This is a genomic window from Veillonella sp. AS16, from assembly GCF_000517785.1.
GTDB lineage: Bacteria > Bacillota > Negativicutes > Veillonellales > Veillonellaceae > Veillonella > Veillonella denticariosi.
The window spans coordinates 59,609-76,313 of sequence record NZ_AZYX01000007.1 but is presented as its reverse complement, the minus strand read 5'-3'; the positions used below and the strand labels follow the sequence as shown (position 1 = coordinate 76,313).

General features: G+C 42.5%; 16 protein-coding genes. All 16 read right to left on the bottom strand.

What is annotated here, in order from left to right; translation table 11 throughout:
- Positions 1-34: 34 nt before the first annotated feature.
- The 16 genes from HMPREF1521_RS00480 to ybaK all read right to left on the bottom strand — a co-directional run bounded on the left by HMPREF1521_RS00480 (position 35) and on the right by ybaK (position 16,705).
- A complete protein-coding gene (locus HMPREF1521_RS00480; protein WP_038114519.1) occupies positions 35-1,861 on the bottom strand; it encodes a nucleoside-diphosphate sugar epimerase/dehydratase in 1,827 nt (608 codons plus the stop codon).
- A 40-nt stretch (positions 1,862-1,901) separates the two neighbouring features.
- The gene (locus HMPREF1521_RS00475) at positions 1,902-2,651 is read right to left on the bottom strand and encodes a polysaccharide biosynthesis/export family protein (protein WP_038114517.1); all 750 of its coding nucleotides are present in this window, start codon (positions 2,649-2,651) and stop codon (positions 1,902-1,904) included.
- A gap of 412 nt (positions 2,652-3,063) precedes the next feature.
- Positions 3,064-3,774, bottom strand: coding sequence for an ABC transporter ATP-binding protein (locus HMPREF1521_RS00470; RefSeq protein WP_038114515.1), 711 nt, complete (start codon positions 3,772-3,774; stop codon positions 3,064-3,066).
- A 1-nt stretch (position 3,775) separates the two neighbouring features.
- On the bottom strand, positions 3,776-4,534 hold the full coding sequence (locus HMPREF1521_RS00465; protein ID WP_038114514.1) for an ABC transporter ATP-binding protein: 759 nt from the start codon (positions 4,532-4,534) through the stop codon (positions 3,776-3,778).
- An 11-nt stretch (positions 4,535-4,545) separates the two neighbouring features.
- Entirely contained in the window at positions 4,546-5,556 is a 1,011-nt protein-coding gene (locus HMPREF1521_RS00460; protein WP_038114512.1) for a branched-chain amino acid ABC transporter permease, read from the bottom strand.
- On the bottom strand, positions 5,556-6,437 hold the full coding sequence (locus HMPREF1521_RS00455) for a branched-chain amino acid ABC transporter permease (protein WP_038114509.1): 882 nt from the start codon (positions 6,435-6,437) through the stop codon (positions 5,556-5,558). Before HMPREF1521_RS00455 ends, HMPREF1521_RS00460 begins: the two co-directional genes overlap by 1 nt.
- A gap of 14 nt (positions 6,438-6,451) precedes the next feature.
- Positions 6,452-7,600 carry an ABC transporter substrate-binding protein gene (locus tag HMPREF1521_RS00450; protein WP_038114507.1) on the bottom strand — a complete coding sequence of 383 codons (1,149 nt, stop codon included), beginning with the start codon at positions 7,598-7,600 and terminating at the stop codon, positions 6,452-6,454.
- Between the two features lie 122 nt (positions 7,601-7,722).
- Positions 7,723-9,633 (bottom strand): ribosomal protection-like ABC-F family protein, encoded by a 1,911-nt coding sequence (gene abc-f, locus HMPREF1521_RS00445; protein ID WP_038114505.1) that lies wholly within the window; start codon positions 9,631-9,633, stop codon positions 7,723-7,725.
- Between the two features lie 27 nt (positions 9,634-9,660).
- Positions 9,661-10,938: a type II secretion system protein GspD gene (locus HMPREF1521_RS00440; RefSeq protein WP_038114503.1), complete on the bottom strand. Its 1,278-nt coding sequence runs from the start codon at positions 10,936-10,938 to the stop codon at positions 9,661-9,663.
- A complete protein-coding gene (locus HMPREF1521_RS00435) occupies positions 10,920-11,714 on the bottom strand; it encodes a hypothetical protein (protein ID WP_038114502.1) in 795 nt (264 codons plus the stop codon). The genes HMPREF1521_RS00440 and HMPREF1521_RS00435 overlap by 19 nt, the downstream gene beginning before the upstream one ends.
- 121 nt (positions 11,715-11,835) lie before the next feature.
- Positions 11,836-12,825, bottom strand: coding sequence for a UDP-glucose 4-epimerase GalE (galE, locus tag HMPREF1521_RS00430; RefSeq protein WP_038114500.1), 990 nt, complete (start codon positions 12,823-12,825; stop codon positions 11,836-11,838).
- 12 nt (positions 12,826-12,837) lie between these two features.
- Positions 12,838-14,271 carry a glucose-6-phosphate isomerase gene (locus HMPREF1521_RS00425; protein ID WP_051435726.1) on the bottom strand — a complete coding sequence of 478 codons (1,434 nt, stop codon included), beginning with the start codon at positions 14,269-14,271 and terminating at the stop codon, positions 12,838-12,840.
- 83 nt (positions 14,272-14,354) lie between these two features.
- Positions 14,355-14,633, bottom strand: coding sequence for a DUF1294 domain-containing protein (locus HMPREF1521_RS00420; protein WP_038114496.1), 279 nt, complete (start codon positions 14,631-14,633; stop codon positions 14,355-14,357).
- Between the two features lie 19 nt (positions 14,634-14,652).
- Positions 14,653-15,582: an NAD-dependent epimerase/dehydratase family protein gene (locus tag HMPREF1521_RS00415; protein WP_038114494.1), complete on the bottom strand. Its 930-nt coding sequence runs from the start codon at positions 15,580-15,582 to the stop codon at positions 14,653-14,655.
- A 22-nt stretch (positions 15,583-15,604) separates the two neighbouring features.
- Positions 15,605-16,204 carry a viroplasmin family protein gene (locus HMPREF1521_RS00410; RefSeq protein ID WP_038114491.1) on the bottom strand — a complete coding sequence of 200 codons (600 nt, stop codon included), beginning with the start codon at positions 16,202-16,204 and terminating at the stop codon, positions 15,605-15,607.
- A 9-nt stretch (positions 16,205-16,213) separates the two neighbouring features.
- The gene (gene ybaK, locus HMPREF1521_RS00405) at positions 16,214-16,705 is read right to left on the bottom strand and encodes a Cys-tRNA(Pro) deacylase (protein WP_038114489.1); all 492 of its coding nucleotides are present in this window, start codon (positions 16,703-16,705) and stop codon (positions 16,214-16,216) included.

Genomic DNA, 16,705 nt, shown 5'->3' with positions numbered 1-16,705 from the left:
TCACAACTATCGTTATACCTTATACAACAATACATCATACATTATGATTCGGATGATACGTAGGGATGATATCCTTCAACACATTGATGACATCCATATCCGTCTTGCAATTTTGAAAGCGATCAATTTCACGACTGAGCCAATCTTGATCCACTTCTTCCAAAGCGGCCTCAAATATCTTCTTATGCTTCGTCTTGTTGATGCCTTCTCCGGCAGTTAATAATTCTTCGTATTTCTTTTCACCAGGTCTAAGTCCTGTAAATTCAATGCGAATATCCTTATCAGGCTCAAATCCCGATAAGCTAATCATATTTTTCGCCAAGTCCACAATTTTAACGGGCTCACCCATATCGAGAAGGAATACTTCTCCTCCTTGCCCCATGGCGCCGGCTTGTAATACGAGCTGACTCGCCTCCGGAATCGTCATAAAATATCGTGTCATCTCCGGATCGGTAACAGTTACCGGACCACCGGCTTCAATTTGTTTTCTAAATAGCGGAATAACAGAACCACGACTACCCAGTACATTACCGAATCTAACGGTAATATACTTTGTTTCGTACTTGTGATTCATGCCGAGAACCACCTTTTCCGCGACGCGTTTCGTAGCCCCCATGACACTCGTCGGATTTACAGCCTTATCCGTGGAAATCATAACAAATCGTTCCACCCCATGAGCACCGGCTACATCCGCTACATTACGAGTTCCGTAAATATTATTAAACACGGCCGCAATCGGCTGCACTTCCATGAGCGGAACATGCTTATGAGCCGCCGCATGAAATACGACATCAGGTTTATAATGGGTAAAAATCTGTTCCAATTGAAACTTATCACGAATATCCGCGATAATAGGGACCACAGTCCCTTCCGGAACTAATCCTTTAAGCTCCTGATGAATCAAGTAAATACTATTCTCACCATGCCCCAACAATAATAACTGTTTAGGTTTAACCCGTAAAACCTGACGACAGATCTCGGAACCGATTGAACCACCTGCACCGGTAACCAATACCACCTTATCCTGCAGATAAGGTGCCACCTGTGATGTATCAAGGTGGATTTCATCCCGCTCCAACAGATCCTCGATGGATACAGGGTGTAAATGCGAAACGAGAACTTCGTCATCAAGCAGTTGATACATCCCCGGCAATGTATTTACCTTACATTTCAACGGAGAACAGATTTCCATGATTTTTCGTATTACCTCCCGCTTAACGGACGGCATGGCAATAATAATTTCTTCAATTTTATATTTCGATACGATCTCAGGAATATCCTGACGCTTTCCTAAAATACGCAAACCGCTCATGAGACGGTTGTACTTCACTTCATCATCATCGATAAAGCCGATAACTTTACGGGACCGTTTATGATAGCGCTCAATTTCACGAGCTATAGTAGCCCCCGCATCGCCGGCACCGATAATCAACGTATTAACCTGTTTGCTTTCATCATCATCGTTTCCGCCGTAATAAAGCGCTAAATAGTGTAATAACATACGCCCCATACCAACAACACCGGTTGTAAGGAACCAGATGATAAAGTACACGGACCTTGGTAGGGATTTACCAAAGAAGAACATAGATGAGTAAAATATAGCCGTACCTAATGTAGTTGCCACAAATACGGCAAGCAGTTCACGCATGCCTGCATATCGCCAAATGCGGGTATACAAATGCATCACTAAAAACATTAAGATATATGCAACTATTAAGAGTGGTAACGCCCCCACCATTTGATTGATATATTGAGGCTCAATATAACCGTCAAATCGTATAAACAGGCCGATAAACGCCACAACGACAACGGTAATAATATCAGCAAACAATAAAATCCCAGGTAGTAAATATGAACGCAAATAAATTCCCCCCTTATGTGGTGAATAAGATTGCTATCTTCTAATCTTTCCCGATTCGAGATACCATATACGCCCCCGTCAAAATCGGCGCAATATCACGAGCGAAGTTGATACGACTATTTTTAGTTAAGTATAGAATGTCGCCTTCTCGCATCACATAGTTTTCCGACATATCGCCGGTTTGTAACATCTTATTAAGGTTAATAGCAATCGGCTTTTCCGGATCATTCTGGTGAATCAGATAAATTTTCTTCTTTGCCGTATCCCAGTTAAAGCTACCGGCCGCACCAATAGCATCGATAACCGTACTGGACTTCGTCAATGTATAAGCACCAGGCTTATTAATTTCTCCAAATACATAAACACGAACGCCGCCGAGTTTTGTCACATTCACGGATATGTCGGGATTAACGATATATCTGGACAGGCCCTGCTGCAGTTGTGCCGTAAATTCATCAACGGTAAGTCCGTCTGCTTTCACAGGTCCTACCATCGGGAACGTTACATATCCGTCAGGACGAACCGCATACACGATATCCTGACCGTTACGCGTACCTAAATCGGCTTGCTGCACAACCTGAATCGACAATTCATCGCCCTGGCGCAGTCGATATTCTTTATCCGAACTCACAGCTGTAGCACTCGATTCCAATGGGGCATTAACTTGATTCTCCGCTATTTTATTCGTTTTGCTGTAATCATGTTGCTGCGATACATTTACTGGTGCAGACATCGCCGTACCGGTAACACAAATAAAAGCCGCCATAATCATACATTGTTTTCTGTTCATACTATGCCTCTTTTACCTTTATTACATATCATGAAATACGTTTTAAATCTAAATTTTTAACTATAAAAAAAGATTAAAGCAATTTTATCATTATTTTATATAAAAATCTATGAAAATGAATATGCTTATCCAAGATTCATAAAATATTTAACATCGAATCCTATCGTTATCATATTTACTTCATCTTTTATACATAATTTTTTTATCGTAATAAATCATGAATCTATAATTAAGCACTCAAAGTATAAATATTTTATAAACCAACTATATTCTAAGCTCATGAGTGCCACATGATATCATCAATTTTACTTATTAACGAGAAAAAAGGTGTATATACTAAACCAGTAGTATATACACCTTTTGGGTATTACATAAGCCAAATTAAATAGCTGTCTGACCAATCATTATTCTACTATTCTACGCGACCGCCAAGGTAAGCCTCCATAACGCGAGGGTTATGACGAATATCTTCAGCAGGTCCGTTCAAAACCATTTTACCGGTTTCCAGTACATAAGCGTAATCGGCAATCTTCAATGCTTGCCGTACATTCTGTTCCACCAGAAGAACAGTAGTCCCTTCCGCACTAATTTCCTTTATGGTCTCAAAGATTTCATTGACCACAAGCGGCGCCAGACCCATGGACGGTTCATCGAGCAACAACAATTTAGGGCGGGCCATCAATGCGCGACCGATTGCCAACATCTGTTGCTGTCCGCCAGATAATGTGCCGCCTAATTGGTAACTACGTTCATCGAGAATAGGAAACCGTTTAAATACTTTTTTAATATCCGCTTCGATTTCATCGTCATTGCGAATATACGCACCCATTTCAAGATTTTCATAAACACTCATATCCTGTAAAATTTGGCGCCCTTCCGGAACAAGGGATATACCATTTTTTACAATATGATGTGTTTTATGACCTGTAATATCCTGACCTTCAAATATTACGCGCCCCGATGTCGGTTTTACAAGGCCCATAATCGTCTTCATGGTCGTAGACTTACCGGCACCGTTCGCACCGATTAAAGATACGATGGCACCTTGAGGAACCTCCAAGCTTATATCTTTCAAAGCCGTAATATGTCCGTAACCGGCCACGATATTTTCCAGTTTTAACATATTACACCTCCTTACCTAAATAAGCTTCAATAACGGCATCATTATTCTGAATTTCTTGCGGAGTTCCTTCTGCAATTTTCTTGCCGAAATTAAATACTACTAAACGATCGCAGATATTCATCATCAAAGCCATATCATGTTCAATAACAACCACGGTAATGCCGAGATCACGAATTTTACCGATAAGTTGTCGCAATGCTTCGGTTTCACTATCATTCATCCCCGCCGCCGGTTCATCCAGCAAAATTAATTGTGGATGCGTCGCTAATGCACGTGCGATTTCGAGGCGCCTCTGTTTACCGTACGGCAACGATGTGGCCACTTCTTCCGCATCGGCTTCAAGGCCTACCAGCTTTAAAAACTCATAGGCAATACCACAACAACGCTCTTCTTCGATGCGTTGGCGTTTTGTTCTAAAGAAGCTGGATATGATGCCGGAGCCGGTTCGACAATGCATGCCGGTCAATACCGTTTCCAATGCCGTCATATTACCGAAGAGCCGAATATTTTGAAATGTACGGGCAATGCCCATTTCCACTGTTCTATGTGGTTTGATGCCGATAACGGACATACCGTCGAATACAATTTCTCCGGATGTAACCGGAAAGACCCCGGTAATCAAATTGAATAGAGTTGTCTTGCCTGCTCCATTAGGACCGATAACACCGAATACTTCCCCCTGCTTAACACCAAAGGAGATACCTGTGAGAGCTGCAACGCCACCAAAGCTTTTACTTACATCATTTAATTCTAATAGCATTCAGTTCCCTCCTATTCCTTCGATTCAGCCTGTTTTCGTTTATACGCTTCAAAACGCTCCGTTAACACTTGCGTTTCCGGAATATAAGGGGCTTTTTTAAATCCTAATTTACGACTGATACGGTCCACCATAGATTCTGTTAAAATACCGTCCGGTCGAACAGCCATTAAAATGACAAGTAACGCACCGTAAATAATGTCTCGATAATCGGACAAGAAACGTAATACTTCCGGCAATAATGTGAGGATAAATGAACCTAATACGGATCCCCATACTACATTTGAACCGCCAAACACAGGGAATAACAAGATTTGTACCACCTTATGATAGCTGAAATCTGTAGGATTGATGAAATTTGTAACATGTGCATACAATCCACCGCCGATACCGGCAATAAAAGCACCGATGATAAAAGCCATCATCTTATAATACACTACATTAATTCCCATCAATTCAGCCGCATGATCATCCGCTTTGATCGCAGCAAAGGCTCTACCGACGCGACTATTATTGATACGCACACAAAAAGCAATGGTAATGGCCAATATGATAAATAAAATGATGATGGCCATTAAATTTCCCCATGTAACGGCATCGATGCCCATAAGACCATCCAAGTCAAATTCGTAGGCATAATTTGTAAGCTCCTGAGGAATAGACGGAATACCGGATAAACCCAACGCGCCATTCGTAACATCAAGATTCAAAAATACAACGCGCACAACTTCACCAAATCCCAATGTGGCAATAGCTAAATATAAGCCGCGAAGACGTGTCGTAGGTAAACCGATAACTACGGCCACGAGGCTTGCCACCAATCCTCCGACGATAATACCTACAACGATAGGTAATTCAGCTTTCAGGGAAAGCAATGCCCCCACATACGCACCGACGCTCATAAATCCGGCTGCACCGAGGGAAAGCTGTCCGCTGGACAATGTAAAGTAGATGGAAATCCCCATAATGGCGTTGATGATAAAGAACATCACAATTTGAAGATAATAAGGGTTTAACAAATCCATTATGGTCTCCCCCCTTTATCTTTAGAACCGAATAAACCTTGCGGGCGCCAGAATAATAATAAAATGATGAGACCGAATGCCACGGCATCGCGGAATGTAGATGCCCCGTATGCAACAGAAAAAACCTCCGCCACACCGAGAATAAAGCCGCCCACCATAGCACCTGTAATATTACCAAGTCCGCCCAAAATTAGCACGGCAAGTCCTTTAAAACCAATGATAACCCCCATAGTAGGCTCAATAGCGTTAAACGATAACCCTACAAGCACACCTGCTGCAGCTCCTAATGCAGACGCAATCATAACCGTTAGGGAAATGATCAGGGTCGGATTAATACCGAGCAATGCAGCCGTTTCTGTACTTAACGATACGGCACGAATCGCTTTACCGATTTTAGTCTTTTTAATAACTATATTTAAGATAAGCATCAGCAAGACGGACACGCCTAAACCGATGATTTGTACCATGGAAATTTTAAACACCCCGAAATCGATGAGTCCACCGATATAATCGGTCGGAAAGGATCTCGTTTGAGGCCCCCAAAGCAATAATGCCAAACTTTCAATAAAGATAGAGACACCGATGGTACTGATAAGCGGTGCCAAGTGAGACACCTTTTTCTTGCGTAGCGGACGAAGCGCCACAAGTTCTAATAGGTAACCGAGGATAGCTCCTACAGCCATAGCAACGATAAGGGCTACAAAAATGTTGACATTGAAAATTGTCACCATAAAAAGACCAACGAAGGCACCTACCATGAAGATGCCTCCGTGAGCCATGTTGATAATATTCAAAACGCCGAACACTAGTGTTAAGCCGATAGCGAGTACAGCATATAAGCTACCGAGGGTTAACCCGTTAACCAATTGTTGTAAAAACACTATACTACCTCAACTTATTTTGTTAATGCGTCAAATTGACCGTTTCTGATTTGTAACACTTGAACTTCCATGGACGGATCACGTTTTTCGTTAAATTTGAATTGACCCGTTACACCGACAAAGTCAGCGATATTTTTCAACGCTTCACGGAATTTTTCACGATCTGTCGTAGAGCCTGCTTTTTTTAAAGCCGCTTCGTAAAGATATACCGCATCGTATGCTTGTGCCGCGAACTGATCAGGTTCCTTGTTATATTTAGCAACATAAGCTTTGCGGAAATCTTTTACCTTCTGGTCATCCTTATTAGGGAACCAAGGCGTACCTACAATAACACCGTCCGCTGCAGGACCTGCAATTTTAATAAATTCAGGACTGTTGAAGCCGTTAGAACCGATTACAGGTTGATTCATGCCCATTTCACGCATTTTTTTCATGATGAGTGCACCTTCTTGATAAAGAGATGCCACTACGATTACATCCGGTTTAGCCTGTTGAATCTTCGTCAACTGAGCGGAGAAGTCCGTGTCTTTATCGGCAAAGGTTTCCGTATCGATAATTTGAACACCGGCTGCTTCCAACGCCTTACGGGCCGTATTATTTACGGATACCATCTGATCATTGTTATTGGAGTACATAATGGCCGCCGTTTTAAAACCAAGTACTTTATGTGCTTCTTTAATGGCCGTATCCACCGCCAAGGATTCCGGTACGGCATTACGGAAAATATAATCGCCGATATCAGTAATACCTTCAGCTGTAGTAGACGTACCGAGAGCAACCACCTTGCTCTTGTTCGCTACAGGGCCCGCTGCCATCATTTCACCGGATAACATAGGACCGATAACGCCGACCACTTTATCCTTTGAAATCACCTTATTCATAGCGTTAATCGCTTCATTTTTATCACCTTTGGTATCTTCTACTAATAGATTGATTTTCACAGAATTTGCATCAGCATTAATTTCACTCACCGCCAGTTCGGCACCGGATTTAATGGATTCACCATATGCGGCCGCACCGCCCGTCGTCGTCGTTAACAATGCGATTTTAGCTTCATTATTATTTGCATTACCTGCATCCTTATTGCTGCCACAACCCGCAGCAATCGCCATCACTCCGGCAAGGCCGAAAATGACCGCCTTTTTCAACATGGATTTATTCATGTTACACCCTTCCTTTAAAATATTAATCATTTTAAATCTATACTTATATTATGAAGTTTTTAACACTTTTGTCAATTAAAAGGATGCAATTTACAATGCTGTATTTATATCCCATTTATATATTATTCACATAGATGTGCCCATCTTTCATATAGCTCATCCAGCTGCGACTGTGTCGCTGTAATCTGACTTGAAATAGAGGCCATTTCTTCAAGGTCCTGTTGTACATCGGGATTAGCCAGCTGCACCTCATACATCTTCATGGTCGCCTCTAAACGGGCAATTTCCGATTCCACTTCAGCCAACTGTTTTTCCACCATGTATGCATTAGGTTTCTTAGGTGCTTCCGTAGATTCCGTCTGTGAAAGCTCGCCATGTTCTTGTGTCCTGACTTTAGCATTCGACTCTCCTATGTACTCCTTATTTTCTAAAGACAGCCGCTCTTCTTGTTCCTTCAACTTTTCTTTATAGTACGAATAATTGCCAAGGTATTCCGTAATCCGCCCCTCATTGAGGACGACCGTTTTCGTAGCAACCTGATCTAAAAAGTACCGGTCATGAGAAATGATAAAACAAGTACCTTCAAATTGCTGTAATGCCCGCTCTACAACTTCTCGGGTCGGGATGTCCAAATGATTCGTCGGTTCATCGAGAATAAGGAAATTATCCCCTTGCAGGAACAATTTTAATAATGCCAAACGGGCACGCTCACCACCCGATAAATCGCTGACTAGTTTGAATACATCATCCCCTTTAAATAAGAATGAACCCAGTACATTACGCGCCCTTTCTTCGGTAAAGTTAAAGTGATTCATAATTTCTTCTACAACTTGCCAGGATTCATGTAATTCCTCATGCTCCTGCGAGAAATAACCTACTTGCACGCGATTGCCGATATCTACATGACCGTCCTCAGGAAAAATTTCGCCTACAATGGTCTTTACCAATGTCGATTTACCGGCACCATTAGGACCTATCAGAGCCACAGACTCTCCGCGACGCACGACAAAGGATATATCATCAATAATTCGATTGTCGCCATATCCTGCAGAGAGATGATCTAATACCAAAACCTTGTCAGCACTCATCCCTGCCGGCGGAAACGAAAAATCTAAGTGATGAGATATAACCGGTGCATCCAACCGCTCCAGTCGATTCAGCTGAGACTGACGGCCGCGAGCCATCTTGGATTTAATTCCGGCTCTGTATTTATCAATATAAGCTTCCGTCTTCCTTATATGTTCTTGCTGTTTCTCATAGGCAATCATATTCGCCTTAAGCCGCTCATTCCGCTGTTGAACATAACGGCTGTAATTACCCCGATATGCGGTCGCCTTATGATTATCAAGTTCCACAACCCCCGTCACGATACGGTCCATAAAATACCGATCATGACTGACGATTAAAATCCCCCCCGGATAGGATGACAAATAGCCCTCCAACCATTCAAGCATATCCATGTCTAAATGGTTTGTAGGTTCATCCAGAAACAAAAAATCCGGACTGCGAACCAACGCCTTTGCCAGATTAATGCGCGTTTTCTGACCGCCTGAAAAGGCGTTGGCCGGTTTATGTAGATCTTCATCGGAAAAACCCAGTCCGTAGACAATGCGCTTTGACTTCTGTTCATAATCATATCCACCGAGCCATTCAATACGATTTTGTAAGTAATCGAGGCGTTGTAAATCTGTTTCTTCGGCTTCATGACATTCCAGGTAAACAGTTAAATCGCGTAGCTGTTCTTCCAGAGCATGAACATCGGCCCAAGCCTTTTCAATTTCATCAGCAAGACTGTCATCACCGAGATTCACATCCTGTTGTAAATAACCTATACTCGCCACAGGCGACTTAACAACATGGCCCTCGTCCAGTTCTTCATATCCTAATATACATTTTAACAATGTCGACTTACCTGCCCCGTTGGGACCTACTAAAGCAAGTCGATCACCTTCTTTTAATTCAAAGGACACATTGGAAAATACTTGGCGCACCCCAAATGATTTTCCAAGGCCTATCATTCGAATGCGTTCCATTCATAACCTCCCAATCATTTCCTTTCATTATATCACAGTAGCCCTTACAAACATCATCATTTCTACGGAATCCTTGGTTTTTCGGCTATGCCGAAACAACTTTCCCAATAGAGGAATGTCACCCAAGATGGGGATTTTCTGCAACTGATGTTGATCTCGATTATCCATGAGTCCGCCTATGACCAGTACTTCTCCTGGGCGCAATCGGACACGGGTATGAGCTTGCCGCGTGCTGATTTTATAAGCCTTGATTTCCGACACCATGACAGGAGTGCTCACCTCAGCATGAATTTTGGCATCTACCGATCCGTCTTCAGTAACGATAGGTGTGTAATTCAGTTTTATACCCACCTCTTCATAGCGCACCGAAGTCTTCCGCTCACCATTCACCTGTGATTCCTCCACCACGGGAATTCTCTCTCCGATTAAAATATGCGCCGTTTCACCATTCAATGCCATAATAGACGGCCGTGCAATGAGGACCGCTTTCCCGGAGTTCTCCATCAAGCTTAACTCAGGTTTCACAAAAAACCTGTATGCGTCCCCGGCCGGAGTCTTTCCGAACGATACGGCCCCATAAGAGTGCGTCTTATCCTCTCCGTGTCCGATAAGGCTCAACCATGACCAACGGACTCCCGTTTCTTTTACATACGACCTTTCCATAGCGATGATGGTTGCCTCCAGTTGTACCTGTTTCGGTTCATTATCAACCACTTTCATCAACGTTTCTACACGCCGTTTTTCTCCATTAGTAATATGTAATACTACTTCATTTCCCTCTGAAAGTACGGCCATCTTATCCGCATGCACAACAGTGCCCAGTACGCCTTCGAGCGACTGCGCCGTCAAATGTTGAGGCGTTAACACATATAATTCTCTTTGCTCCAACTCTTTGCCATCCCCTTCTATAACAAGGGTCTTATGTTGCTTTGTGACGGAAAAATGATAAAGAGATCCCAACTGAGCAATCAGTTCCTCCGGGGTATCCGCCTTAACGGAGGCCGTAATGTTTCCGGATAAGGACTCCACCCCGATGGCGGATAATCCATAACTTCTGCATATACCGAGAACGGTTTCCTTCAAGGATGCATCATGTACAGATAAGGAAATAGCATTTTTAATTTCTGCGTACCCTGCTCCGTTATTTTCATTGCCAATCTCACGATTAATCGGGAGCGATGTCGATGTAGACTCAACAGCTTGTGCCATGCCCATACCTAAAAAAAGTAAATCAAAAGTTATACAGACCAGAAAAATTTTTGTAATAAAACCTATATATTTTCGATTCAATCCATCGTAAGCCATCGCACCTGACCTCCTTCTACAATTTCCACACCAGTACGTCCTATAGATTTAACTGTAATCCCTTTCCACTTCGTCCCGGTCGTAACGGAGCATTCCTCTGCGCCGCTTCGCAAAACGGCAACAAATGTTTCACCTTCTATGATACCCACTAATTGTACCGTTGATCTCACCGGTTCTGAATGATTTCTCCTATCCGTTTTATTGCGACTATTACTTACTTCTTTAGTACTCTCATAATTATTTTCATGATGCCTACTTACTTTTTTCTGAGATATATCACGTCGGTTCTTAGGTGAATGATAGATCTCTCGTCCCATAGGTTCATCCTTTATATCCATATCTGCTTTGTCAACATTGCCGCTCAGAGGCAACTCTTTAAACACTTCACGCCACGGATATGCCCGCTCCACAGAGCTGACATCATACAGTAATCGCCCTTTTACTGATTTAGAGTCACTATTGCTCTGCTCAGCAGTATCGCTATGACGGCTCCGTTTATCGGTATCCCCACTATGATGCGTTCTATTACTACGCTGATTATCAGAATTACTGCTCTGATTACCACTTGTCTCACTATGTTCAAGTTTAGATTCGCTTTCACTATGAACAGAAGACAAGTGAATCGACTCCTCCTCGTAAGGAAAAATTAATCCTATTCCAAGTATGGTACATGTTACTATCGTAAAGCTAATAACTGCAATTTTATAATGACTGACTACAATGCGTTGTTTATAAATCCACCGCCATACCCGCTCCTTATATGTGTTCAGACTCATAGTCCACCTCCTACTCACATATTCTAGGAACTCCTTTCCAAATCCTACAAAAAAAAGACTCTACCGGTCACATAGGTGACCAATAGAGTCATTAAATATATTGACAAAATAATTTTTATGACTATTTAGTTATAAAGCCTTCCGGATGAGATGTATGCCATTTCCATGCATCCTTGATGACATCGGATACATTACTGAATTGAGAATTCCATCCCAATAAATCCTTAATTTTTTCCGATGATGCAATAAGCGTTCCCGGATCTCCGGCACGACGATCTCCATACTGAACAGGAATATCTATTCCCGTCACGGCTTTGGCAGTTTCAATAATTTCTTTCACAGAAAATCCATTGCCGCTACCTAAATTAAACACCTGAGACTGTCCGCCATTACGCAAATAATCCATTGCCAACACATGAGCGGATGCCAAATCATTGACGTGAATATAATCGCGTACGCATGTGCCGTCCGGCGTATCGTAATCCGTTCCGAACACGGTAATATATTCGCGTTTTCCCCGTGCCGCATCAAGAACCAGCGGAATTAAATGCGTTTCTGGATGATGATCCTCTCCGATTGTACCGGACGGATCGGCTCCGGCTGCGTTAAAGTAACGCAGTGCCACATAGGTGGAACCATAAATAGCACTGTAATCGGACAACATATCTTCAATCATCAATTTTGTACGACCGTATACATTCGTCGGATGTAATTGAGCATCCTCTCGAATCGGCACTACCTCCGGTTCCCCGTAAACTGCGGCAGTGCTGGAAAATACAAAATGCTTAATCCCGGCTTGGCGGGCGGATTCGATGAGGTGATACGAGCCGACTACATTATTTTCATAATAAATAGCGGGGTTCTGCATTGATTCACCGACCTGGGAATGAGCTGCAAAATGCATTATACCGATAATTTGATGCTTCTTCATCACCTCTACCAATTTTGGATCGGCAATATCCATGTTATAAAAATCAATGCCTTCAGGAATCGATTCCACATGGCCTCGAGACAAATTATCTACGATAACAGGTGTATACCCGGCGCGTTGCAATGCACGTACTGTATGACTTCCAATATAACCGGCACCTCCGGTAACTAAAATATTCATAACGTCCCCCTACTAATTATACGAATTCTTTACTTCTGCCAGTTTTGGCCCGATCAGACGTTTATAAACCTCTACCCCAGGCTGATCGAAAGCATCTACACCGGCTAAAATAGATTCAAAATATACGGCCCAACAATGCATAAACATTATTTCCCCTAAATGAAAAGCATTCAATGTGGGCACCGTAATTGTCATATTAAAACGATTATCGGTGGATAAAGCCTCACGATTGGCATCTAAAGCGATATTTAAAATATCACAAATATTTACATTATTTAATGAGCGCAACCGTTCATACTGACTATATGTATCCGGCACGACAAGATTATTATGCCAGTCTTTCACCTTAATAAATTGAACAACCTTATTTAAGCGTCCCTCTTGATGTTCCTGTACCTGTGCATGCATATCCATTGTTCCCACTGCCGCCACAGGTGTGCGTCCATACGGCAGACACGTATTACTCATCTTGCCTAACGATTCGGATAAAAGTTGTACATACCAATCCGACAGGGAATGTAATGCTTCCCCATAAGGCATAAACACCTCTATAATACGTCCATACCGTTCTGATGCAATATATTTCAACAAAGCGCTCAACAAAGCCGGATTTCTGAAAGTATCTTCATCCTGGCATGCCGCATCCATAGATGCGGCCCCCGCCAAGAATCCTTCGATATCAAAACCCACTAAAGCCGCCGTTACAAAGCCCACCTCCGTAAATACGGAAAAACGTCCGCCTACACCGTAGGGAATAGAATACGTTTTCCAGTTATTTTCAAGAGCCATGGACCGCAAAACGGTGGGATGTTCATCATCGGATGTATCCGTAACAGCCACCACTTCATAATTAATATGATTCTCCTGTAAGAATTTTTCAAGAATCATAAAATTTGCCATCGGTTCAATTGTAGATCCCGACTTCGAGGTAATAACAAGCATCACCTTATAATCGGAGCCCTTTTCCTGCGCTTGATATTTCAAGGTGCGCATGAGGCCATCTAAATAAACGCCGTCTACGTTAAAACCCGCAAAATACATACGAGGATATCCGTCGCGTTCTTCAACGCTGCAGTTATTCCAGAATGATCCGCATTGAACATCAAAGATAACCTTGCTCCCTAAATAGGATCCTCCGATGCCCACAGATACGACCGTATCAATATGATTACGTGCATAATCACGCAATTCATATAAACGTTCTAACATATGCGGCGTATTGATGCCATTCTCCGAAATATAAGGCAACTGATAAAACAGAACAGGCTCCGGTAGACCGTCTTTTGACACATGTCCTTCTTCAAATCCGGTGGACCGTAAAATATTCGTGTGATGCCATATATTTTGTATCGCCCGTTCAAAATTGTTTACATCCCGCTCTTGTATGCAGCTTTCATTATAGATATTGGAATAATCTAATTCAAACCCCGAACCTAACCTCAACATCAAATAACTCCTTCTCTACTATTTTTATATACTAACTATTTTATTATAACACAATTAGATGAATAAAATACTAGTTTATACAATCAATACACCCACAAAGCATAGGCAAAACCTATGGAGTATACAGACCATAGTAAAGCTATAGGAATAACAATTCTAAACTTCAGCTTCGCTGTTTTATGATGCCACAAAACCATTCCTAATAATGCGCCCAGTCCGGCGAAAGCAAAGGCTAAAAACAACAATGTAAATTCAGAAATACGATCATATCCCTTGATCGCACATAATTTATCATACCCGTAGACTCCGCATACAATGAGATTCCAAAGGCCTATTGTCACCCAAAACTGTAAATCACTCATATCCCCAAACCACTTACACTCATTTATTTCGAATCTGATTAATAAAATAATCCAGTGTCTTTTTCAACCCTTCATCCAAGGAAGTCTGTGCAACAAAGCCAAAATTCTCCATGGCTTTTACATTGCTCAAACGAGAATGCTTTATATCTCCGACCCGTTCGGCCTCATACCGAACAGTAAAAGCCTTTTCGCTGATAGCACGGAATCGAGCAATCAATTCATTCACAGAAACACCTGTATTGGTGGATATATTATAAATCCCGGTGCAATCCGGTTTTCCCATAGCTTTAATATTGGCATCCACTACATCATCAACATAGATAAAATCACGGGTCTGTTCGCCATCTCCAAAAACGGTCAACTCCTGCCCCTCTACGATAAGACGATTGAAAATGCTCACAACGCCACCTTCACCGCCATCACCTTGACGAGGGCCGTATACATTAGCATATCTGAAACATACTGTATTGAGTCCGAAGGCCTCATGATAAATCCGCAAATATCCTTCTGCGGTGAGCTTTGTTAATCCGTAAAAGGAGGACGGTTTACCGCTCAACTCCTCCGTGAGCGGCAAAATAGCCAAATCCCCATATACGGCGGCTGATGAAGGCATTAACATCTGCTCCACCTTTACCTTACGACACGCTTCAAGAACATTGATGAGACCTAATAAATTCACATCACAGTCGTAACTTGGATTTTCCATCGATGAAGGCACCATCGTTTGCGCCGCTTCATGAAAGACAACAGAAGGTTTAAAGTCTTCAAATACGGCAGTCAGATTTGCATCTCGAACATCCATCTCTTTAAACTGTGCCCGTTCATGTACAAACGAACGCATCCCCGTAGATAGATTATCGATAACCAGGACATTATGCCCTAAATCAATCAAACGATCTACCAGATGAGAACCAATAAATCCGGCCCCACCGGTTACACAAATATTCATAACGTCCTCCTTTCTGCGATAATCAATTTATACCGGCACCTTTTTTTGCCAATATATCCGCCATTTCATTATACGTATCGCCCGTATGAGCTGCCACCTTGTGAAAGTGTACATTGACAGCCCCTTTGACGGAATCATAAAACTCCGCATACTGCTGTGTAAGGGAGTTATTACGTTTCCACTTCTTCGTAGCCCACATTTCAATGCCCATGTAATCATAATAAAGGGAACACTCCTCTATCCCATGATCTACCGCATATTGCATAACATGCATGGCCGCCAGTAATTCACCGGCTACATTCCAAAACGCTGTATGCCGTTCATCAGCGGAAGAAAATGAAAAGGTTTCCTTCTGTCCGTTTAAGAATATAATACCACCGGCACCAACGATATTCGCCTGTTTATTATAACTGCCATCAATGTACGCGACAAGATGGGCAGATTCGGTAAAATCAGGTTTATTCATATCCGCATCAGCTATAAATGCGCGAGCTTCAGCTTCGGTAGGAAACGATTTATAGACGGCTCCGCCAAAGCCCTTTACCTGCTGTTCGCAATCGGCCCAGATCATATAGATTCCTGGAGTGCGACCATGCCGCACAGCATAATATTTCTTAGCCATAAGCACCTCTTAATGATCCATCGTCAACGCTGCAAACTCGGCATTGACAACAGCTGCCAATTCCACCGGATTAACCTGCATCTGCATTCCTCTGAGACCGGCGCTTACATAAACGGAATCTTGCATCTCCATGGTTGCATCAAAGTACGTAGGAAAAGACTTTTTCATACCTACCGGTGAACAGCCCCCTCGCAAGTAACCTGTAATCCCCAATAAATCTTTTACGTGAATAAGTTCAACAGACTTATTACGACTGACCCGAGCAGCCTGCTTCATATCCAGCTCAGCGGCAACGGGAATACAAAAGACGACATAACCCGTCTTATCCCCTCTGCCGACGAGCGTTTTAAATACTTTCTTTTCATCAAGCCCTAAAACCTCCGCTACATGAAGTCCGGCGGCCCGCTCCTCGGACCATTCATATTCACTAATGTTATAAGGCACCTTATGCGTATCTAAGATACGCAATGCATTTGTTTTCTTGTGTTTCTCTTTACTCAT